Annotated in this window: 17 protein-coding genes; 5 read left to right on the forward strand and 12 right to left on the reverse strand. The window is 71.3% G+C overall.

All coding sequences use genetic code 11. The annotated features are described in order from the left end of the window. Window position 1: 1 nt before the first annotated feature. Complete coding sequence (locus E4P38_RS07585) at window positions 2–2,182, reverse strand: alpha-ketoacid dehydrogenase subunit alpha/beta (protein WP_135131146.1); 2,181 nt, start codon at window positions 2,180–2,182, stop codon at window positions 2–4. Window positions 2,183–2,322: 140 nt separating this feature from the next. Here E4P38_RS07585 and E4P38_RS07590 point away from each other — a divergent pair, with 140 nt between their 5' ends. After that, window positions 2,323–2,826 carry a VOC family protein gene (locus E4P38_RS07590; protein ID WP_135131147.1) on the forward strand — a complete coding sequence of 168 codons (504 nt, stop codon included), beginning with the start codon at window positions 2,323–2,325 and terminating at the stop codon, window positions 2,824–2,826. Then, complete coding sequence (locus E4P38_RS07595; protein ID WP_135131148.1) at window positions 2,823–3,494, forward strand: GntR family transcriptional regulator; 672 nt, start codon at window positions 2,823–2,825, stop codon at window positions 3,492–3,494. Before E4P38_RS07590 ends, E4P38_RS07595 begins: the two co-directional genes overlap by 4 nt. 106 nt (window positions 3,495–3,600) lie before the next feature. On the opposite strand, the gene E4P38_RS07600 is transcribed toward E4P38_RS07595, so the two are convergent. The 5 genes from E4P38_RS07600 to E4P38_RS07620 all read right to left on the reverse strand — a co-directional run bounded on the left by E4P38_RS07600 (window position 3,601) and on the right by E4P38_RS07620 (window position 9,278). Next, window positions 3,601–5,070, reverse strand: a complete 1,470-nt coding sequence (locus E4P38_RS07600; protein ID WP_135131149.1) for an NAD-dependent succinate-semialdehyde dehydrogenase — start codon at window positions 5,068–5,070, stop codon at window positions 3,601–3,603. 19 nt (window positions 5,071–5,089) lie between these two features. Further along, entirely contained in the window at window positions 5,090–6,328 is a 1,239-nt protein-coding gene (locus E4P38_RS07605; protein WP_135131150.1) for a Xaa-Pro peptidase family protein, read from the reverse strand. A 2-nt stretch (window positions 6,329–6,330) separates the two neighbouring features. Continuing rightward, a complete protein-coding gene (locus tag E4P38_RS07610) occupies window positions 6,331–7,275 on the reverse strand; it encodes an NAD(P)-dependent oxidoreductase (RefSeq protein ID WP_135131151.1) in 945 nt (314 codons plus the stop codon). Between the two features lie 113 nt (window positions 7,276–7,388). After that, window positions 7,389–8,027, reverse strand: a complete 639-nt coding sequence (locus E4P38_RS07615) for a carboxymuconolactone decarboxylase family protein (protein WP_209308988.1) — start codon at window positions 8,025–8,027, stop codon at window positions 7,389–7,391. Between the two features lie 192 nt (window positions 8,028–8,219). Continuing rightward, the gene (locus tag E4P38_RS07620; protein WP_209308989.1) at window positions 8,220–9,278 is read right to left on the reverse strand and encodes an alpha/beta fold hydrolase; all 1,059 of its coding nucleotides are present in this window, start codon (window positions 9,276–9,278) and stop codon (window positions 8,220–8,222) included. 138 nt (window positions 9,279–9,416) lie between these two features. Between E4P38_RS07620 and E4P38_RS07625 the strand changes: the two genes are divergently transcribed. Genes E4P38_RS07625 through E4P38_RS07635 form a run of 3 tightly spaced genes read left to right on the forward strand, consistent with a single transcriptional unit; the run spans window position 9,417 to window position 12,605 of the window. After that, complete coding sequence (locus E4P38_RS07625) at window positions 9,417–10,316, forward strand: ABC transporter substrate-binding protein (protein ID WP_135131153.1); 900 nt, start codon at window positions 9,417–9,419, stop codon at window positions 10,314–10,316. Between the two features lies 1 nt (window position 10,317). After that, complete coding sequence (locus E4P38_RS07630; RefSeq protein WP_135131154.1) at window positions 10,318–11,508, forward strand: MFS transporter; 1,191 nt, start codon at window positions 10,318–10,320, stop codon at window positions 11,506–11,508. Beyond that, on the forward strand, window positions 11,508–12,605 hold the full coding sequence (locus E4P38_RS07635; protein WP_135131155.1) for a LacI family DNA-binding transcriptional regulator: 1,098 nt from the start codon (window positions 11,508–11,510) through the stop codon (window positions 12,603–12,605). Before E4P38_RS07630 ends, E4P38_RS07635 begins: the two co-directional genes overlap by 1 nt. Before the next feature lie 9 nt (window positions 12,606–12,614). On the opposite strand, the gene E4P38_RS07640 is transcribed toward E4P38_RS07635, so the two are convergent. The 6 genes from E4P38_RS07640 to E4P38_RS07665 all read right to left on the reverse strand — a co-directional run bounded on the left by E4P38_RS07640 (window position 12,615) and on the right by E4P38_RS07665 (window position 20,036). Continuing rightward, entirely contained in the window at window positions 12,615–14,165 is a 1,551-nt protein-coding gene (locus E4P38_RS07640; protein ID WP_135131156.1) for an NAD(P)/FAD-dependent oxidoreductase, read from the reverse strand. Then, the gene (locus E4P38_RS07645) at window positions 14,162–15,322 is read right to left on the reverse strand and encodes a M24 family metallopeptidase (RefSeq protein WP_135131157.1); all 1,161 of its coding nucleotides are present in this window, start codon (window positions 15,320–15,322) and stop codon (window positions 14,162–14,164) included. The genes E4P38_RS07640 and E4P38_RS07645 overlap by 4 nt, the downstream gene beginning before the upstream one ends. Further along, window positions 15,319–16,095, reverse strand: a complete 777-nt coding sequence (locus E4P38_RS07650) for an ABC transporter ATP-binding protein (RefSeq protein WP_135131158.1) — start codon at window positions 16,093–16,095, stop codon at window positions 15,319–15,321. Before E4P38_RS07650 ends, E4P38_RS07645 begins: the two co-directional genes overlap by 4 nt. 3 nt (window positions 16,096–16,098) lie before the next feature. Further along, the gene (locus tag E4P38_RS07655) at window positions 16,099–17,976 is read right to left on the reverse strand and encodes a branched-chain amino acid ABC transporter ATP-binding protein/permease (RefSeq protein WP_135131159.1); all 1,878 of its coding nucleotides are present in this window, start codon (window positions 17,974–17,976) and stop codon (window positions 16,099–16,101) included. Further along, window positions 17,973–18,854 (reverse strand): branched-chain amino acid ABC transporter permease, encoded by an 882-nt coding sequence (locus E4P38_RS07660; RefSeq protein ID WP_135131160.1) that lies wholly within the window; start codon window positions 18,852–18,854, stop codon window positions 17,973–17,975. Before E4P38_RS07660 ends, E4P38_RS07655 begins: the two co-directional genes overlap by 4 nt. Window positions 18,855–18,929: 75 nt before the next feature. After that, window positions 18,930–20,036 (reverse strand): amino acid ABC transporter substrate-binding protein, encoded by a 1,107-nt coding sequence (locus E4P38_RS07665; RefSeq protein WP_209308990.1) that lies wholly within the window; start codon window positions 20,034–20,036, stop codon window positions 18,930–18,932. Window positions 20,037–20,333: the final 297 nt, after the last annotated feature.

The raw sequence follows: 20,333 nt of genomic DNA on the forward strand, positions 1-20,333 counted from the left end.
GTCAGTACCGGACCCGGGTCTGGAGGGCCTCGACGACCTCTTCGCTCTTGGCGATGGCGGCCCGCTCCAGCACCTTGCTGATGCTGGGCGAGGCCTCGCCGCCGGTCACCCGCTGCACCGGGTGGTCGAGCCAGTCGAAGAAGCGGCGACCGATCTCGTCGGCGAGCCAGCCGCCGTACGACGTCCCCAGGGCGCCCTGCTCGGCGATGAGCACGTTGTTGGTCTTCTTGATGCTCTCGCCGATGGTGTCCCAGTCGATGCTGGCGCGGTCGAGCCAGCGCAGGTCGATCACCTCGGCGTCCACGTCGCCGACCTGCTCGACGGCCTCGAGCACGTACTTCGTCATCGCGAGGTAGGTCAGGATCGTCAGCTCGCCGCCGGCCCGTCGGACGGCGGCCTTGCCCACCGGCAGGCAGTAGTCGAAGTCGTCGACCGGGCCCTCGCCGGTCGACCCGTAGAGGTCGACGTGCTCCAGCACCAGCACCGGGTCCTTGCAGCGCAGGGCGCTGTTCATCAACCCGACGTAGTCGAACGGCGTGGACGGCGCGACGATCCGCCAGCCGGGGGCGGTCGCGAAGATGCCGGCCGGGTCCATCGAGTGCTGGGAGCCGTAACCGGTGCCCATCGCGACCTTGCTGCGCAACACCAGGGGGACGTCGTCGTCACCGCCGAACATGTGGCGGGCCTTGGCGATCTGGTTGAACAGCTGGTCGGCCGCGACCCACATGAAGTCGGCGTACATGAACTCGACCACCGGCCGGAACCGCCCGTCGAGGGCGATCCCGCCGCCCAGCCCGGTGAAGGCGTTCTCGCTGATCGGGGTGCCGAGGATGCGGTCCGGATAGGCGTCCTTGAGGCCCCGGGTGGCGCCGTTCGTGCCGCCGTTGAGGCGGTGCACGTCCTCGCCCATGACGACGATGCGATCGTCGGTGCCCATCCGCCGGTTCATCACCGCGGCGACCGCGTCGATGAACTTCGTCTCCGCGAGCTCGCCGTCGAACGTGTCCCGGTCGGCGAGCGGCGCGTCGTCGAACTCGCTCAGGTCGCCCCGGACGCCGACGTTGACGAAGGCCGGGTCCGGCCACTCCGCGGCCTTGATCTGGCGCTCCTTGGGCTTTCCGCCGGGCTTGGGCTCGAGCAGCACCGTGCCGACGTCGGCCATCAGTGCCTTGGCCGCGGCGATCGTGTCGTCGACGTCGGCGCTGCTGAGGATGCGGCGGCGGGCGAGGTGGGCGCGCAGCTGGTCGATCGGGTCGCGCTGCCGCCAGGCCGCCTCCTCCTCGCGGGTGCGGTAGCGGAAGGAGCTGCCGGGGAACGCGCCGTTCTGGTGGAAGTAGCGGTAGACGTCGGCCTCGATGACCGTGGGGCCGTTGCCGGCGCGCATGTGCGCCAGCGCCTCCTGCATCGCCAGGTAGACGGCGAGCGGGTCCATCCCGTCGACCTTCCAGCTGCGGATGCCGAAGCCGGGACCCCGCGCCGACAGCCGCGGCTCGCCGGTGGCCTCGTGCACGCTGGTGGAGACGGCGTACTGGTTGTTCTCGATGAAGAAGCAGAGCGGGAGCTTCCACGCGGCGGCGAGGTTGAACGACTCGAGAGTGGATCCGATGTTGGTCGCGCCGTCACCGAAGTAGGTCACGGCCACCGCGTCGGTGCCGGCCTGCCGGTGCGCCCAGGCCGAGCCCGCGGCCAGCGGTACGCCCCCGCCAACGATCGCGTTGGTGCCTATCGCCCCGGCGTCCTTCCACTGCAGGTGCATGCTGCCGCCGCGCCCGTGGCTGAAGCCCCGGTCGAGCCCGCAGATCTCGGCGAGGCTGCGCAGGACGACCGCCCGCACGTCCTCGGAGAACGGCTTGGTGGGGTCGATGCCCTCCGGGTGGACGTGCGAGAGCACCTTGGCGAGGAACTGGTGGTGGCCGCGGTGGGAGCCGTTGACGGTGTCCTGGCTGGTGAGCCCGATGACCGAGCCGACCGCGCCACCCTCCTGGCCGATGCTCGAGTGCGCGGGCCCGTGGATCAGCCCCTCACCTGCCAGTTCGAGGACGAACTCCTCGAAGGTCCGGATCAGCACCAGCTGGCTGAGCATGCTGGTCAGCAGGTGCGGTTCGGCGGCATCCCAGTCGGCGTCGGTCGCTGCGAACTCGACCCATTCGACGGCCGGATCCAGGGGCGTGCGCTGCGGCATCGGAACGCCTTTCACAGAGGTGGTGGCCGTCACACGATCCCACGGACTGGATCCAATCACAAGGAAGGACGACCTCTGGCGCCCTCACTACGGCAAGGTGTTCACTCACTGGATCCAATCAGCGGTCACCTGGAGGACACGTGGCACTGCCCGGAATGACCGGCGTCGACCACATCGGGTTCACCGTGCCCGACCTGGAGGAGGCCCGCGCATTCCTCGTCGACGTGCTGGGCTGCGAGTACCTCTACTCCCTGGGGCCCTTCGTCCACGAGGACTCCGACTGGATGGCGGAGCACCTGAACTGCCATCCCCGCACGGTCATGCGGCGCAACTCCTTCTTCCGGTGCGGCGGGCAGGCGATCTTCGAGGTCTTCCACTACGAGGCGCCCGACCAGAATCCGGTCCCGCCGCGCAACAGCGACGTCGGCGGCCACCACGTGGCCCTGTACGTCGACGACCTGGACTCGGCGGTGGCCTACCTTCACGAGCAGGGCGTGCGGGTGCTCGGCGAGCCGACGGCGAGCAGGGGCGCCCACGAGGGCCAGCGCTGGGTCTACTTCCTCGCGCCGTGGGGGATGCAGTTCGAGCTGGTCAGCTACCCCGACGGCAAGGCGTACTTCCGCGATCCGGAGGCGTTCGCATGACCGAGCTCCAGGACGGCGTCGGCGCGGCGAGCGAGCGGATCGCCGCCTACCTGCGCGACGCGATCCTCTTCGGCGACCTGCTGCCCGGGCAGTGGATCCGGCAGGAGGAGGTCGCGGCCCGGCTCGGCACCAGCCGGCTGCCCGTCCGCGAGGCGCTGAGGATGCTCGAGGCCGAGGGGCTCACCGAGCACGAGGCCAACAAGGGCTCCCGCGTGCCGCTGCTCGACCAGCACGAGGTCGACGTCGTCTACCAGATGCGCGAGCGCCTCGAGCCCCTGGCGCTCACCGAGAGCCTGCCGCACCTGACCGCCGACCAGATCGAGCACATGGAGCACGTGCAGGCCCGCATCGAGGCCGACGTCCAGCTGACCGAGTTCCTGGTCCTGGACCGCGAGTTCCACCTGACGTCCTACACGGCGTGCCCGTCGGAGCAGCTGGTCACGACGATCAGCCGGCTGTGGAACTCCACGCAGCACTACCGCCGGGCGTTCATGCTCCTGAGCGGGCCCGACCGTCGTTGGGTGGTCAACAGCGAGCACCGGCTGCTGCTCGACGCGATCCGCCGCAAGGACCCGGTGGACGGCGAGCGGTACCTGTCCGGCCACATCCGCCGCACCCGGATCGAGCTGGCGCAGCACCCCGAGGTCTTCGCCGCCCCGCCGTCCTGACCCCGTCCCGCGTTGGTCACATGATCAACGCGGGGAAATCGGGGTCTGGACGGCCGTTGAGACCCCGATTTCCCCGCACCCGCGGGGGCACGTCCCGCCGGCACCGTCACCAGTCGACGGCGATGTACTTGCTCTCCAGGTAGTCGAGCATGCCGTCGTGGCCGCCCTCGCGGCCGATCCCGCTCTGCTTGGTGCCCCCGAACGGCGCCGCCGGGTCGCTGACCAGGCCGCGGTTCAGCCCGACCATGCCCGAGTCGAGGGCCTCGCTGACCCGCAGGCCGCGCGCGAGGTCGCCGGTGTAGACGTAGGAGACCAGGCCGAACTCGCTCGCGTTGGCCAACCGGATCGCCACGTCCTCGTCGTCGAAGGTGACGATCGGCGCGACCGGACCGAAGATCTCCTCGTCCAAGATCGGCGAGCCCGGCTCTACGCCGAGCAGCACGGTCGGCTCGTAGTAGAAGCCGGCGCTGTACTTCTCGTCCGCCGGACGACGGCCGCCCACCACTGCCTCCGCGCCGGCGTCGACGGCCCCGCGCACCAGTTCGTCCACCTTGTCGACGGCGTCGGGATTGACCAGCGGTCCGAGCTGGACACCGTCGTCGAGACCCGGGCCCATGTGCAACGCCTGCATCCGCTCGGCCAGCCGACGGCCGAACTCCTCGGCGATCGAACCCTCGACGTAGAAGCGGTTGGCCGCGGTGCAGGCCTCGCCGCCGTTGCGCATCTTGGCGACCATCGCGCCCTCGACCGCGGCGTCGAGGTCGGCGTCGGCGAAGACGAGGAACGGGGCGTTGCCGCCGAGCTCCATCGAGCAGTTGATGACCTGGTCCGCGGCCTCCTTGAGGAGGACCCGGCCGACTTCGGTGCTGCCGGTGAACGAGAGCTTCCGCACCCGGGGGTCGTGCAGCATCGCCGAGACGACGGCGCCGGACCGCCGGGCCGGCAGCACGTTGACCACGCCCGCGGGAACACCCGCCTCGTCGAGGATGCGGGCCATCGCCAGGGCCGTCAGCGGGGTGTCGCTCGCCGGCTTCAGGACGACGGTGCAGCCCGCGGCGAGGGCCGGACCGATCTTGCGGGTGGCCATCGCGGCGGGGAAGTTCCAGGGGGTCACCAGCACGCAGATGCCGACCGGCTGCTGCAGCACCATGATCTTGTTGGCTCCGGACGGCGCCGTCATCAGCTGGCCGACCGCGCGCACCGCCTCCTCGGAGTACCAGCGGAAGAACTCGGCCGCGTAGGCGACCTCGCCCTTCGCGTCGACCAGCGCCTTGCCGTTCTCGAGCGTGACGAGCTTGGCGAGGTCCTCGGCCTGCTCGGTCATGAGCTCCCACGCACGCCGGAGGATCTCGGCCCGCTCCCGAGGGGAGGTCGCGGCCCAGGCCGCCGCGGCGCCGTCCGCTGCGTCGACGGCGGCGAGCGCGTCCTCGACGCTGCCGTCGGCGACCGTCGTCAGCACCTGACCGGTGGCCGGGTCGAGCACGTCGAACCGGCCACCCTCGGAGGCGGGGACCGCCTTGCCGCCGATCCAGAGATCGGTGAGCAGGTCCGGATTGCTGAGCTTGTCCAGCGACATGAGCAGGTCCTTCTCGAACTCAGTAGGGGTTGGTGACGACGAGGTCCTGGGCCGGGAAGAGGGTAAGGATGCGCGGGCCGTCCTCGGTGACGACGACCTCCTCCTCGATCCGCGCGGCCGAGAAGCCGTCGCTGGCCGGGCAGTAGGTCTCCAGGGCGAACACCATGCCGACCTGCAGCTCCACCGGCTCCTTCATCGAGTTGAGCCGCGAGATGATCGGCCGCTCGTGCAGTCCGAGCCCGAGGCCGTGGGCGAACTGCAGCCCGAAGGCCTCCATCTCGCTGCCGAACCCGAACTCCTCGGCCTTCGGCAGCAGCGCCGCGACCTCGTCCGTGCCGACGCCGGCCTTGATGCCGGCCAACCCGCGGTCCATCCACTCGCGAGCCTTGGTGTACGCGTCGCGTTGGGCCGGGGTGGAGCTGCCCACCGCGAACGTGCGGTAGTAGCAGGTCCGGTAACCGTTGAACGAGTGGATGATGTCGAAGAACGCCTGGTCGCCGGGGCGGATGAGCCGGTCGGTGAAGTTGTGCGGGTGCGGGTTGCACCGTTCACCGGAGATCGCGTTGACCGCCTCGACCTGGTCGGAGCCCATCTCGTAGAGGCGCTTGTTGGCGTGCGCGACGATCTCGTTCTCGCGCACCCCGGGCTTCAGCATCTCGACGATGTCCTGGTAGACGCCGTCGACCATGGCCGCCGCCTGGTTGAGCAGGACGATCTCGTCGGGCGACTTGATCACCCGCGCGTCGAGCATGAGCTGCTGGCAGTCGACGACCGTCAGGCCCTGCCGCTGCATCTCGAAGAGGAACGCCGGTTCGACGATGTCGACGCCCACGGGCATGTCGGCCACACCGGCCTCGACGAGCAGCGCCTTGATCTCCGTCACCGCGTCGGCCATCAGACCGACCGTCGGTGCGACGGCTCCGCGGAAGCCGAGGAAGCCGGCACGGTAGTTCTCGGTCGGGACCCACTGGGAGTACTGCTGGTGGTGCTTGACCGCCGAGCCGAAGTCCCACAGCACGGGGTCCTTGCCGCGCGCGAGCAGGGCGTACCGGATCATCTTGTCGCCGAGGGCGCCCCCGATCCACGTCTGCGTCGTGTACCGGATGTTGTAGAAGTCGAACAGCAGGAAGGCACCGCACTCGCTGGCCGCCAGGGACTCCTTCGCCCGGCCGAGCCGGTAGTCGCGCAGGCGGGCGAAGTCGACCCGTTGCTCGTAGTCGACGCCCATGTGCCCGGGCGCCGCCAACGGCCTCGGCATGCTCAGTGCTCCCCGAGGGGCGCGAGCCCGTCGTCGACCTCGACGTCCTCGGACACGAGCTCCAGACCCGAGTTGCGGGCCTGCAGCACCAGCAGGACGGCGAAGTCCTCGGTGGTGCGGCCCTGGGCGATCGCCGCCTGGACGGTCTCGCGGGCGGCGGAGGTCACGGGCATCGGGACGCCGAGCTCGTCGGCCGCCCGCAGGCCCAGGTCGAGGTCCTTGCGCAGCAGCACCGGGGTGAACGTGGGCGTGAAGTCGAGGTTCACGTACGCCGGCGACTTGTACTGCGTGAACATCGAGCCCATCACGCTGTTGTTGAGGAAGTCGAGCATCGCGGCCCGGGGCACGCCGCCCTTCTCCGCCAGCACGACGATCTCGGCCATGTTCTGGGCGACCACACCCAGCATGATGTTGTGGCAGATCTTCACGAGGCGGGCCTTCTCGCCGTCCCCGACGTAGGTGACGTGGCGGCCCAGCAGGTTGAGGATCGGCTCGACCTGGTCGTAGGCCTCACGCGGGCCGCTGCTGACCAGGCTCAGCTTGCCGGCGGACACGACCTTGCCGTTGCCGCTCACCGGCGAGGCGAGGAACGCGATCCCCCGCTCCTCGGCGACGGCCCGCACCCGCGCCGATGCCTCGGTGGAGACCGTCGAGCAGTCGACCAGGATCCGGGGCGCCCGGTCGGGATCGCTCAGCAGGCGCTCGACCACCTGCTCGAGGTCGGCGGAACTGGTCACCATCGTGAACACCACGTCGCGGTCGGCCAGCTCGACCGGCTCGTCGGCCACCTTCGCGCCGGCGTCGACCAGGGGCTCGGCCTTGCTGCGCGTGCGGTTCCAGACCGTGAGATCCAAGCCCGCCCGGCCGATGCGCGCGGCCAGCGCCGCGCCCATGTGCCCGGTGCCGAGCCAACCGACGGTCAGCTCGGGGAGGTCCGTACGTGTCATCGAGGTGCCCCATCCGGGTCGGTGATGCAATCGTTTGTAGGTTACTTGCGGAAGGGGCCATGTCAAGGCACCGCTCGGAGGGCCTTTGTGGCAACAAAGGCCCTCCGAGCGGGTCAGCTGGGGGTGCCGGTGGCCCAGTAGTCCGCAGAGGCCTTGCTCTCGGCGAGCTCCTCGGCGGTGCGGAAGCCGGGCGCCATCGAGGCGTCCGTGCCGGGCATGTACTGGTGGTGATCGATGCCGAGCAGGCGGATCCAGCTCTGCTGGCCGAAGGTCAGGGCGATCGCGCAGCCGAGCTCCACCAGCTCCGGCTCGGAGAAGTTCTGGTGCAGGCGGGCCCAGAAGCCCTCCTCGTCGGCGGGCATCCCCCAGGCGATGGCTTCCGCGTAGGACAGCGCCGCCTTCTGCCGCTCGTCGTACCGGTCGCTCTTCTCGAAGTTCAGCAGGTCGTCGTACTGCATCTCCTCGAGGCCGGCCTTGATCGCCTTCTCCGACCGCTGGTTTCCGCAGAACTCGCACTTCACGGTGCGGGAGATGTACACCCGGCAGAGATCCTTGATGGCGTGGTCGCACACCCCGCTGTGGAAGGTCGACTGCCAGGAGTCGGCGAACGCCCAGAACGCGTTCGGTGCGTGCGCCCGCACCGCGGAGCTCTCCGGCCGAGGCGTCCCCTCCCGCGCGCAGCGGTGCATCTCCTCCTGCATGCGCTCGTCCATGTCCTCGAGCGGGACGTAGCTGATGTGCGGCTTGGGCACGATTTCCTCCGGGTGGCCGGCGCGGCGTTGCGCGGGTGGGGAACAGGCCGTCGACGCACCGCTCGGGCACGCAAACGTTTGCCTGGCGATGACGATCCGATCGCCGGAGATCGATGTCAAGACCCCGGGCTCGGTGCCCGGCGGTGCGGAGAGTCCGGGCATCCGCCGGACTCTCCGCGCCGGAGGTCGGGGTCACGCGCCGAGCTGCGCGGCCATCCAGTCGGCGGTCTTGTAGCGGTGCTTGGCGGCCACGTTCATGTTCCCGTGGTTGCCGTCCTCGAGCATGATCAGCTCGGTCGGGCCGCCCGCCTCGGCGACCAGTCGCTCGGCGTGCTGCCACGGGATGAGCCGGTCCTGTTTGCCGGCGACGACGAGCAGCGGGACCCGGATCTTCCCGGCCGCATGGGTCAGGTCCAGTTCCAGCGCCCGCTTGCGGCCGGTCTCCTGGTCGCCACTGAACGAGCGCGCGGTGAACGCCGTCCGGGTGAGCGGCGGCAACTGGTCCCAGCACTCCCCGAAGTTGTACGGGCCGGCCAGGGCGACGCAGGCCCGCACCTGCTCGACACCGCTGGCCAGGCGTGGGGCGTAGTAGCCGCCGAGGCTTACGCCCCAGACGCCGATCCGCTCGGGATCGATGCCCGGCTGGGCGGCGACCGCGTCGACGATGGCCTGGCCGGGGACCTCCCAGTCGCCGCGGATCGGCAGGTCGTACTCGGCCTCGCCCTGTCCCGGCCCGTCCACCGAGAACGTTGCGAGTCCGCGCTCGAGGAACAGCGCCTCGGTCGAGCGGAACTCCTCCTTGGTGGAGTCCAGCCCCGGGACCATGACCACCACCGGGTGCGGCCCCGGCCCGTTCGGGCGACGCAGGACGCCGACCATCCGGCTGCCCTCGAACGGGATCTCGATCCGCTCGCCCGCCGGGTCCAGGTACGGGAGTGCGTCGTTGAGGCAGGCGACCGCCCGACCGTGCGCCTCACGCATCTCGTCCGGGTGCTCGACGAAGAGGAACTTGCCGAAGTGGTAGTAGACCGCCGCGGTCGACAGGTGTGCGCCGGCAGAGCGGGTCCGTCCCTCGCGCATCGCCTCCCGGCCGAGGTCCTCGTGCACCTTCGCCGCCGACGACCACGCCGAGCACCAGTCGTCCCAGCGCTCGACACTCGCCGTGACCCGCTGGAAGTCGGCCACCGCCACGCCGTTCGTAGTGAAGCGCGGTGCCCAGTTCGACACCGCACTCGCAACTCTCTCGTCCATGCACCCTCCCGGCTGAGCGTCCTTGCAAACGACTGCATGCTCGGGCAGCATGCAACTGGTTGTCAATGACGACGGGCAGCTCCTCGGGGCCGGCCGCAGCACGGCCGGCGGCAGACGGCCCACACGAGGACAGGTGCGATGCAGACCCTCCGGCTCGGCATCTTCAGCGCCAACGTGGTGGCCAGCTGGGCGCAGGAACACGGCGTCTTCGCCCAGCACGGACTGGTCGTCGAGCAGCTTCCGGTCGCGTCCTCGCCCGCCCAGTTCGCGTCCCTGACCGACGGCGAGTACGACGCCGTCCTCACCTCGCCGGACAACGTGGCCACCTACGTGCTGAACGAGCACAACCCCCTCGGCCGGCGGCTGGACCTGCAGATCCTGCGCGCGGTCGACCGCGGCAGCCGGCTCAGCCTGGTGGGCGCCCCGGGCATCGAGCGCGCGGCAGATCTCGGTGGCCGCCGGTTCGCCGTCGACGTCCCGACCTCAGGCTTCGCCTACGTCGGGTTCGCCCTGCTCCGCGCGGCCGGACTCGAGGCCGGGCGCGACTACGAGGTCGTGACCGCCGGCGCCACTCCCCGACGGCGGCAGCTGCTGGCCGACGGCGCGTTCGAGGCCACGCTGCTCAACGCCGGTCACGAGGCGCGGGCGGTCCGGGCCGGGGCGCACGTCCTGGGCGTGGTCAGCGACGTCGTCCGCCCCTACCTCGGCTCGGTGCTTGCCACCCGCGCCGACGTAGACACCCCCGCCGTCCGCGCCCTGCTCGCCGCCTGGGACGACGCCGAGCGCGCGGTGCTCGCACCCGACCGGCGGGACGACGTGCTGGCCCTCCTCGAGAAGCAGCCGGACACCGACCCGGAGATCGCCGAGCAGATGTACGAGACGCTGCTCGACCCGCTGCACGGCATCTGCGCCGGCGGGGAGGTGGAGCCGGCCGCGTTCGAGGCGGTCCTGCGGCTGCGCGCGGAACAGGGCGGCTTCGAGCAGGTCCACGACCTCGCGGCGCTGTCCCGCCCCGGCGGCGGCCTGCTGCGGCCCTGACATGACCGACACCCAGGTCGTGGCGACCGACCTCTCGCGGGGACACCTGCGCGCGCTGCAGGCGGTCAACACCGTCAGCTCCCTCGACCGGTCGGCGATCGCGCCGATGCTGCTCGTGATGGCGGCGAGCCTGCACACGTCGGTCGGCACCGTGACCATCGCCGCGAGCGTCTACTTCCTCACGTACGGCCTCCTGCAGCCGGTGTGGGGCGTGGTCCTGGCCCGGCTCGGCACGATCCGCACGCTGCAGGTCGCCCTCGTCGGTGCGGCCGCGGCCGGCCTGCTGTCCGCGCTCGCGCCCGGCGTGGTGGTGCTCGTCGTCCTGCGCGGCATCGCCGGCGGGTTCTTCGGCGGCGCCATCCCGGCGACGCTGGTGTACGTCGGCGCCACCGTGCCGATCGAGCGGCGGCAGCAGCCCCTCACCGACCTGATGGCCGGTGTCGCGGTGGGCATGGCCGCCGCCACGGTCGCCGCCGGCTGGGCGGCCGAGCTCGTCAGCTGGCGCGTCATGTTCGGGGTGACCGCCACCGCGGCGGCCGTGCTCGCGCTCCTCATCCGCCGCCTCCCGGAGCCCCCGCGCGCCGAGCGGGAACGGCGCCCGGTGCGTGCCCTGGCCCGGGCCGCCGCCGACCGGTGGGTGCTCCTGGTGCTCGTGCTGGGGTTCGTCGAGGGCGCGGCGATCACCGGCACCTTCACGTTCGTGGCGCCGAGCGTCGAGCACGCCGCCGCCGCCGGGGCCGGCATCGCGGGGACGGTTGTCGCGGCGTACGGCGTCTCGGTCCTGGCGTTCAGCCGGGTCGTCCGCCCGCTCTCGGCCCGGGTGAGCACGCCGACGCTGCTGCTGATCGGCGGCGCCAGCGGCGGGCTGGGGTTCACCGTGCTCGCCGTGCAGCAGGGCGTGGTCGCCGGCGTCGTGGCCTGCGTGCTGCTCGGCGCGGCCTGGGCCTTCATGCACTCCACCCTGCAGACGTGGGCGACCTCGGTCGCGCCGCTGAAGCGGGCGCAGGTGGTGCCGCTGTTCGCGGCCAGCCTCTTCCTCGGGGGCTCGACCGGCGCGGCCCTCGGCGGGCTCCTGGCGGGCAACGGGCACTACGGCCTGCTCTTCACCGTGTCGGCCGCCCTGTTCGTGCCCCTGACGATCGCGTCTGCCGCGACCCGCCGCATCTACCTCCGCACCCGAAGGGGACGCTGATGACCGCTCGCCCCCCGGCCGGCTACGGGTACGTCTCCGCCGCTAGCCTTCCCAGCGTGGCTCCGCGCCCGACCCTCCGTGACGTCGCGACGCAGGCGGGGGTCCACCCGGCCACGGCCTCGCGCGCGCTGAACGAGGCGACCCGCAGCCTCGTCCGCCCCGCCACCGTCGCCCGCGTGCGCGAGGTGGCCGCCGCACTCGGCTACCAGGTCAACCCGATCGCCCGGAGCCTGAAGACCAGCCGATCGGAGACCGTGGGCGTGCTCGTCCCCGATCTGACCAACCCGCTGTTCCCCCCGATCGTCCGCGGCATCGAGGACGCGCTGGCCGACAGCGGCTACACCGTGCTGACGGCGAACACCGACAACGATCCGGCGCGGACGTCCTCCAACTTCGCCGCCATGCAGGCCCGCCAGGTCGACGGTTTCATCGTCGCGACCGCCCTGCTCGACGACCCCCTCATGCACGACGCCGCCGAGCGCGGCGTGCCGATGGTCCTGGTGAACCGGCTCACCGAGCACCTGGACGTCTCGGCCGTCTCCGCCGACGACGCCACCGGGATCGAGCGCACCGTCGCCCACCTGGTCGAGCTCGGGCACCGCGACATCGCCCACGTCGCCGGGCCGCTCCGGGTCTCCACCGGCGCCGTCCGGTTGCGCGCGTTCCGGGCGGCGATGCAGAGCCACGGGTTGCGCGACGACCGTGTCGTCGAGGCCGAGGCCTACTCGGAGGCGGCGGGGCGCACCGCACTCCTCCGACTGCTCGACGGCAACCGCCCGACCGCGATCGTCGCCGGCAACGACCTGCTGGCCCTCGGCTGCTACGACGCGCTGGCCGAGACCGGCCTCTCCTGCCCCGACGACGTCAGCATCGTCGGCTTCAACGACATGCCGTTCATCAACCGGCTGCAACCGCCGCTGACCTCGGTCCGGGTGCCGCAGTACGACCTCGGCGTCGAGGCGGCCCGCCTGCTGCTGGACCGGCTGAGCGGTCGCACCGTGACCCCGCGCGTCGTCCTGCTGCCGGTGCGGCTCGTCGTCCGTGGGTCGACCGCTCCCCCACCGACCGTCAAGCGCCCGGCGCGCGCCGCCGGCTGAGCCGACCGGTCAGGCGCCGGCGCCCATGACGGTCGCCGGGTCGATCCCGAGGTCGGTCAGCAGCACGCGTGCGGCGTTCCGCCCGGCCCGTCCCGACACCGAGCCGCCCGGGTGGGCCGTCGCGCCGGTCTGGTAGAGCCCCTCGACCGGCAGCCGGTGCGAGGGCCACCCGACGAGCACCTCCCCGGACGACAGCTGGAACTCCCCACCGTGGCAGGAGCCGCCTACGTTGTGCCGGTTGCGTGCCTCCAGGTCGACCGGCGCCTCGCCGCGCACCGCGAGCACGTGCTCCGGCCGCAGCCCGGGCACCCGCTCCGCCGTCCGCTCGACGATCTGGGCGGCGAAGCGGTCGCGCTCGACCGCCCAGTCCCCGCCGTGGGCGAGGTCGCGCGGTGCGAAGGTCAGCAGCTTGCCCACGCCCTGACCGTCCGGTGCCCGGTCGGGATCGACCACGGTCTGGCAGACGACGAGCACCCAGGGGTCGACCGCGTAGGTCTCGCCACGGGCGAAGGCGTCCAGCTGGGCGTACAGACCGGCGGCCGAGCCGATCCCCCCGGCGACCGAGGCCACCGGTCCGTCGTGCGTCTCGTAGGTGAGGTTGGCGTCGGTGGCGAGGTGGACGGCGAACAGCGAGATGCCCGTCTGCCAGGTGTCGGCGGCGCGGCGGAGCTCCGCGGGGGCCTCGGCGCCGTCGAGCATCCCGGCCAGCTGGGTGATGTGCGCCGAGGACAGCACGGCCCGGCGCGCCTCCCAGCTCTCCCCGTCGGCGGTGACGACACCGACCGCCCGGCCGTGCCGTACCAGCACCCGCTCGACCGGCCGCCCCACGTGGACCCGGCCGCCGTTGGACTCGATCGAGGCGACCAGCGCGTCGGGCAGGGCGCCGGAGCCGCCCATCGGGGTCGCCCAGCCGAACGACGAACGACCGGCGGTGATCGAGAAGGGCAGGATGCCGGTGCCGGCGCGGCGGACGTCGATGATCGTGGCGAAGGACAGCCAGGTCAGCAGGTCGCGCGCCTGGTCGGAGGTGAACCGCTCGGCGATGACTTCATGGGCGCTGCGCGAGCGCAGGGCCTCGTACGCGGCGTCGTCGGTGGACGCGGCCGGGTCGAGCCGGCCGGCGTTCCAGCGGGCGTGCGCCCCGGCGAGGCCGCCCTCCCAGTCGGCGAGCAGCCGCAGGTACGCGTCGCCGTCGGCCGGGTTCCAGCGGGCCAGCTCCGCGGCCGTCGCCGCGCGGTCCCGGGACATGACGATCGCGTCCCCGTCGGCCAGCGGCAGGACCACCGCCGGGTCGGTGTGGACGTACCGCAACCCGTGCTTGGACAGCCCGAGCTCGTCGTCCCGGATGACCGGGTTGGTCTGGATGAGCACGTGCGCGCTGGAGCAGGAGTCGTGCCGGAAGCCGGGGAGGGTCAGCTCCTCGGTCACCGTGTTGCCGCCGACGTGCGGCTGCTCCTCCAGGACGACGACCTCGAGGCCTGCGGCGGCGAGATAGGCCGCACCGATCAGGCTGTTGTGACCGGCGCCGATGACGACGACGTCTGCGCTGTTCCCGCTCATGCGGCCCTCATCAGTCCTCTCGGGAAGCCGTGCAGGCGCTCGGCGCCGTCCTCGGTCACCAGCAGGAGCTCGCCGGTCTGCACGCCCAGCCGCCCGTCGGGAGTCGCGACGTTCGGCTGGACGACGAGCGTCATGCCTGCCTGCAGCGTCACGTCCGGGGTCGGCCGGATGGCTCGGCTCCGGGAGCCGATCACCGGTGGCAGGTATCCCCCGCCGAATCCGTGGACGAGGTCGTCCACGGTCGTGAAGCCGGCGTCCTCGATGACGCCCGCGGCCTCCACGAGCTCCCGCGCGTGCACCCCGGGCCGCAGCCGCGCGGCCACCGCGTCGAGTGCCGCCTCCGCCACCTCGTGCAGCCGCTGCACCTGGGCAGTCGGCTCCGCGGCGACGGTCACCGACCGGAGCAGCTGACCGGAGTACTCCGGGGCCACGGCCGCGCTGAGCTCGAAGGTGAGCAGGTCACCGCGAGCGACCTGCCGCGCACTGGGCCACTGGGCCGGCACCGACCGGTCCGGTGCCCCCATCGGCGTGACCCCGACGTAGTGGATGTGGTGCATGCCGCCGCGGGACACGTAGGCCTGCTCGATGCGCGCGGTGAGCTCGTGCTCGGTGCAGCCCACCATCGGCGTGCCGAGCAGGGCCGATGCCGCGGCGTCGGTGAGCGCCGCCGCGTGCCGCAGCGCCCGCACCTCCTCGTCGGACTTTCTCATGCGCAGGCGGGTGTGGGCCCGGTTCAGGTCGACGAGGCGCCGGCCCTCGGCGAGCGTGGCGTGCTGGTCCCAGGGCAGCGAGCCGACGAAGCCGAGAGGCCGTCCCTCGGCCCCGCGGTGCCGCAACAGCTCCACCAGCCCGGCCGCCGGGTCGTCGCCGGCGAACCGGACGTCGGCGTCGGTGGCCCGGCGGCGCGCCTCCGGCACGTGGTTGTAGAAGCTCACGAGCAGCACGTCCTGCTCGCCCCGGGTGACCAGGACGTGCGCCTCCCGGGTGACCGGCCACTGCGTCAGCCACGAGACCGCACTGCCGGAGCGGTTCGCTCCGTAGAGGACGACGTGCTCGAGCCCCTCGGCCTGCATGACGTCCTCGAGCGCCCGCCGGCGGCGCGCCACCTCCTGCCCGCTGAAGCCGTCGAACCGTGGAGGGAGCGCGCCCGGGTTCACCGGCCGGAGCCGGTGTCGGCGGGGAGCGAGGCTCCGCTCACGCGGGCGGTGCGGCTCTCGCTGGCGTGCCCGCCGAGGTAGAGCTCCGCGACCTCGGGGTTGGCCATGAGCTCCCCCGCCGGGGCCTCCAGCCGGACGCGCCCGCCCTCGAGGACGACGCCGTGGGTCGCCATGCTCAGCCCGAGGCGCACGTTCTGCTCGACCAGGAGCACCGTCGTCCCCGCCGCGTTGGCGTCCCGCACGAGCTGGGAGACGCCGGTCAGGCTCTTCGGGTCCAGCCCCAGCGAGGGCTCGTCGAGGAGCAGCACGCTCGGGTCGACCATCAGACAGCGGGCGATCTCGACCATGCGCCGCTGACCGCCGGAGAGGTTCCCGGCCTTGTCGTTGGACCGCTCGGCCACGATCGGGATGAGCTCGCTGACGTGGTCGTACCGCTTGTTCAGCAGCGTCTTGTCCCGGCGCAGGGTATAGCCACCGAGCAGGACGTTCTCCCGGATCGACATCTGGGGGAACAGCGCCTGCGACTGCGGCACCTGGGCGACGCCCTTGGCCAGCACCCCGGCGCAGCCGAGCTGGTCCAGCCGCGTCCCGTCGAGCTCGATCGTGCCGAGCCGGGGCTTGAGCAAGCCGCTGACGACCCGCAGCACCGTCGACTTGCCGGCGCCGTTCGGTCCGACGATGCACGTGATGGCACCGGTCGGCACGTGGAGGTCGAGGCCCTGGAGGACGTCGCCACCGCCGTACCCGGCGAAGACGCCGGAGATGGTCAGCACCGGTCAGCTCCCCTTTCCGGAGAGGGACGGCTGGTCGAGGACCACGTCGGGAACGGGCTCGGCGGGAAGCCACTCCGGGCCGAGGTAGGCCTCGAGCACGGCCGGGTCGGCACGCACGATGGACGGCGGCCCCTGCGCGATGACCTGCCCGCGGCTGAGCACCGCGACCGGGTCGCACAGGTCGAGGACCAGCGGGATGTTGTGCTCGACGACGAGGAAGGCGATCCCCTGCCGGTTGAGGTCGCGAATGATCTCGACCATCCGGTTGACCAGCGTCGGGTTGATCCCGCCCGCCGGCTCGTCGAGCAGGATCATCTTCGGCTCCAGCATCAGCACCTGCGCCAGCTCGACGAGCTTCTGCTGGCCGTAGGAGAGGGCTCCGGCCTGCTGCTGGCCGAAGCGGCCGAGGCCGACGAAGTCCAGCAGCTCCCGCGCCCGCTCCGCCTCGTGCCCGCTGACGGCGTCCTTGGCCATGAGGCCCCAGCTCGCCGAGGGCAGCGGCGCGACGACGTTCTCCAGCACGGTCATGCTCTTGAACAGCCGGGTGATCTGGAAGGTGCGCCCGAGGCCGAGGTGCGCCCGCTCCCAGGGCGGGAGGCGGTCGATGCGGGTGCCGTCGAACCAGATCTCGCCCTCGCCGAGGGGCATCGCCCCGGTGACGAGGTTGAACAGCGTCGTCTTGCCCGAGCCGTTCGGACCGATGAGCGCGGTGATCGACCCGGCCTCGACCGTCAGGTCGACGCCGTCGACGGCGCGCAGCCCGCCGAAGCTCTTCTTCGCGCCCCGGATCTCCAGCAGCGGTGCCGACGTCTTCCCGGCCGAGGGGGCCGACCGGGGTGTGACGACGATCGGCGTCCGCGCGGTCGCTACCCCGGCCTGGTCGGTGTACTCGACCGCCTGCTTGGCGGCCCGCCGCTTGGCCAACCGGGCGGAGACCGCGGGCAGGATCCCCTGCGGCAGGAAGAGCACGACCAGCACGAGCGCCAGGCCGAGCACCAGCAGACGGCTCTGCGAGCCACCGCCGTACACGTTGGCCACCTCGGACACGATCGAGACCACGAAGCCCCCGAGGACCGGCCCCCAGAGCGTGCCGCGGCCGCCGGCCAGGGCCGAGAGCACGATCGTCACGCTGGTGAGCAGCGCGAACGCCCCGATCGGGTTGATGAACGACAGGAAGTACGCGTAGACGACCCCGGCCACACCGATCGGGAGCGCACTGACCGCATAGGCGAGCACCTTGTAGCGCGTGGTGTTCACGCCGATGGCCGCCGCCTTGTCCTCGTCCTCCCGGATGGCCAGCAGCCCCGTGCCGAACTTGGTCCGCCGCACCCAGGCGGCGAAGGCGACGGTGGCCAGGAGCAGGACGAGGAAGAGGTAGTAGAACGGCATGTTCTGGTAGTCCGACGACCAGAACGGCAGGGGCACGTTCACACCGTTGGAGCCATTGGTGATCGTGGAGAAGTTGGTGACCAGGACCTGCATGGACAGCAGCAACGCGATCGTGATGATCACGAATGCGTGCCCGCGGGCCCGGAGCACGACCATGCCGACGAGGGCCGCCGCCACGAACGCCACCAGCCCGCCCAGCGGCATGAACCACAGCGGGTTGACCTGGTACTTCTCGGCCAGCAGCCCGCCGGTGTAGGCGCCGAGCCCGAGGAAGACGCTGTGCCCGAGGGACACGTAGCCGGCGAACCCCGAGATGATGTTCCAGCTGACGGCCATGAGGGCCAGCAGGAACGCCAGCAGCAGCACGCCCTGCTCGTAGACGGCGAACGGCAGGATCACCGGGTACAGGAACAGCGCCGCGAACAGGCCGATCAGGACCAGCTTGCCGCGGCGTCCCTCGACGCGCTGCCGGAGCGACTGGACGAGGGTCATGCCATCACGTCCTGGCGGAGTCGCGAGCCGAACAGGCCCTGGGGGCGGAACAGGAGCACGACCATGATCACGCCGTAGAAGATCAGCGTGGACCACTGCAGCGAGCCGTAGGTCGCCGTCAGCGTCTCGGCCAGCCCCAGGATGATCGCGCCGACCAGCGCGCCGGCCAGACTGCCCATCCCACCCAGCACGATGATCCCGAGCAGTCGCGAGATCCAGTCGTAGTGGGACGCCGGGAAGAAGGGGTAGAGCACCGACAGGATCGAGCCGCCGACGCCGGTGGTCGCGGTGCCGATCGCGAAGGCGAGCGCGGCGACCGATCCGGCCTGGATGCCGACGAGCGCCGCCCCGGAGGAGTTCTGGGCGGTCGCCCGGATCGCCCGGCCGGTCCACGTGCGGGCGAGCACGATGTAGAGCAGGCCGAGGACGAGCACCGCGGCGAGGCAGCCGAAGACCTGGGCCTTCGGCAGCGAGATGCCGAAGACGCGGTAGGACTCGGAGAAGTAGGACGGCGTCGCCGACCGGAACCGGTTGCCGGCCGTGACGTTCAGGACGCCCTCGATCGTGATCGCGATGCCGAACGTCAGGAGCACCGACATCCCGGGCGAGCTACCGCTGATCCGGGAGAGCACACCCTTGTAGAGCAGCCACCCGAATCCGAACATCAGGGGCGTCATCACGATCGACAGCAGGATGGGGTCGATGTCGGTCAGCGACCAGATCCGCCACGTGATGAACGCGACGAGGATGAGCAGCGCCCCGTGCGCGACGTTGATGATGTTCATGACGCCGAAGATCAGCGTCAGCCCGCTCGCCATCAGGGCGTAGACGCCGCCGATCAGCAACCCGAGCGCCAGTGCCTGCACCAGCTGGGTCATTCGTTCCTCTTCCGGTGTTCAGGGTGCGGGCCGTCCCGGTGGCCCGCGCGAGTGCGCGGGCCACCGGGCAGGAGATCACTGCCAGGGCGTCTTGGCGACGACCGTGTCAGTGGTGGCGGCGTCCGCCGGGGCGACGATCTCCACCGCGCCGTTCTGCCACTGCGCGAGCAGGAAGTCCGACGTCGGGGCACCCGTCTCGTCCCAGGCCAGCGGACCGAGGATGGTCTCCACCTCGTTGGCGTGCAGCCAGTCGGCCAGCCTGTCCTGGTCGAGTGAGCCGACCGCCTCGACGGCTGCCTGGACCACCTGCGCGGCGGCGTAGGCGTCCGCGGCGTCCTCGGCGGGGATGCCCCCGTCGAAGCGCTTGGCGTACTCGGCGACGAACTCCTCGTTCTTCGGGGTGTTCGCCTTCTCGTTCCAGCTCACCGTGTAGAAGACGCCCTCGGTGTTCGCCACACCGATGCCGTCGCTGTACTGGGCCGCGTTGCTCGGCGCCGAGGTCTGGAACAGCATCTTCGGCGAGTAGTTGAGCTGCTGCAGCGAGCGCACGAGGCCGACCCCGTCCTCGAAGACGGCACCCTGGGCGATCAGGTCCGGCTTCGCGGCGGCGATCGCGCTGGCGATCGTCTGGAAGTTCGTGGCGTCGGCCGGGTACGTCGTGGTGTAGACGGTCTCGACGCCGAGGGCCTCCAGCTGCTTCTGCATCGACTCGATCACCGGCGTGGTGAACGGGTCGTCCTGAGTCGGGTAGGCGGCGGTCTTCGGACGCTCGTTCTCCGGCAGGCTCTCGATGTAGTCGACGAACACGTCGGGCTGGTGCTCCGCCGTGGCCTGCTGGGCGAAGAACAGCTTGTCGAACCCGCGGTCGAACATCTTCGGCGCGCCGCCGGCGGGCTCGACGTAGAGCATCCCGTTCTTCTCCGCGACGGCGGAGGCCGGGAAGTTCAGCAGGGTCGAGAAGGTGCCGAGCAGCAGGTCGACGTTGTCCTGGGTGATCAGCTTCGTGTAGTCGGTGACGACGGTGTCCTGGTTGCTGGCGTCGTCGGTGATCTTCAGCTCGACCTGGCGCCCGAGCAGGCCGCCGTCGGCGTTGATCTGGTCGACCCAGATCTCGTAGCCCTTGCGGGCCTCGCCGCCGGGCTGCGAGAAGTCCCCGGTGAGCGGCAGCGAGATGCCGATCACGATGGGGTCGTCACTTCCCGAGCCGGCCTCTTCGCTGGGCTTGGTTCCGCACGCCGCTACGGAGAGGAGAACCGCGGCGCTGGCCGCAACCGCCCGGACGGTCGATCTCGACCATCCCCCGCGTGCGACATGTCCTGGCTTGTGCTGCTTCGCCATCGAAGCTCCCGTTCAGGGTCCGAGCTGTCGCAATCGTTTGCGACGCGAGGCGCCAATCCTGTGTGGTGGGGCTCACAGGTGTCAAGTAACTGTCCGATAACCGTGCCGGACGGGTCGCCCTTGAGCGTGCGGGAACCCCTC

This window comes from Blastococcus sp. CT_GayMR16 (genome assembly GCF_004570875.1).
Taxonomy (GTDB): Bacteria; Actinomycetota; Actinomycetes; order Mycobacteriales; family Geodermatophilaceae; genus Blastococcus_B.

What these genes read in the sequence shown, in the direction of transcription:
- E4P38_RS07585 (WP_135131146.1), bottom strand. Translation starts at nt 2,182, where the DNA reads ATGCCGCAGCGCACGCCCCTGGATCCGGCCGTCGAATGGGTCGAGTTC.
- E4P38_RS07595 (WP_135131148.1), top strand. Translation starts at nt 2,823, where the DNA reads ATGACCGAGCTCCAGGACGGCGTCGGCGCGGCGAGCGAGCGGATCGCC.
- E4P38_RS07600 (WP_135131149.1), bottom strand. Translation starts at nt 5,070, where the DNA reads ATGTCGCTGGACAAGCTCAGCAATCCGGACCTGCTCACCGATCTCTGG.
- E4P38_RS07605 (WP_135131150.1), bottom strand. Translation starts at nt 6,328, where the DNA reads ATGCCGAGGCCGTTGGCGGCGCCCGGGCACATGGGCGTCGACTACGAG.
- E4P38_RS07610 (WP_135131151.1), bottom strand. Translation starts at nt 7,275, where the DNA reads ATGACACGTACGGACCTCCCCGAGCTGACCGTCGGTTGGCTCGGCACC.
- E4P38_RS07620 (WP_209308989.1), bottom strand. Translation starts at nt 9,278, where the DNA reads ATGGACGAGAGAGTTGCGAGTGCGGTGTCGAACTGGGCACCGCGCTTC.
- E4P38_RS07625 (WP_135131153.1), top strand. Translation starts at nt 9,417, where the DNA reads ATGCAGACCCTCCGGCTCGGCATCTTCAGCGCCAACGTGGTGGCCAGC.
- E4P38_RS07630 (WP_135131154.1), top strand. Translation starts at nt 10,318, where the DNA reads ATGACCGACACCCAGGTCGTGGCGACCGACCTCTCGCGGGGACACCTG.
- E4P38_RS07635 (WP_135131155.1), top strand. Translation starts at nt 11,508, where the DNA reads ATGACCGCTCGCCCCCCGGCCGGCTACGGGTACGTCTCCGCCGCTAGC.
- E4P38_RS07640 (WP_135131156.1), bottom strand. Translation starts at nt 14,165, where the DNA reads ATGAGCGGGAACAGCGCAGACGTCGTCGTCATCGGCGCCGGTCACAAC.
- E4P38_RS07655 (WP_135131159.1), bottom strand. Translation starts at nt 17,976, where the DNA reads ATGACCCTCGTCCAGTCGCTCCGGCAGCGCGTCGAGGGACGCCGCGGC.
- E4P38_RS07660 (WP_135131160.1), bottom strand. Translation starts at nt 18,854, where the DNA reads ATGACCCAGCTGGTGCAGGCACTGGCGCTCGGGTTGCTGATCGGCGGC.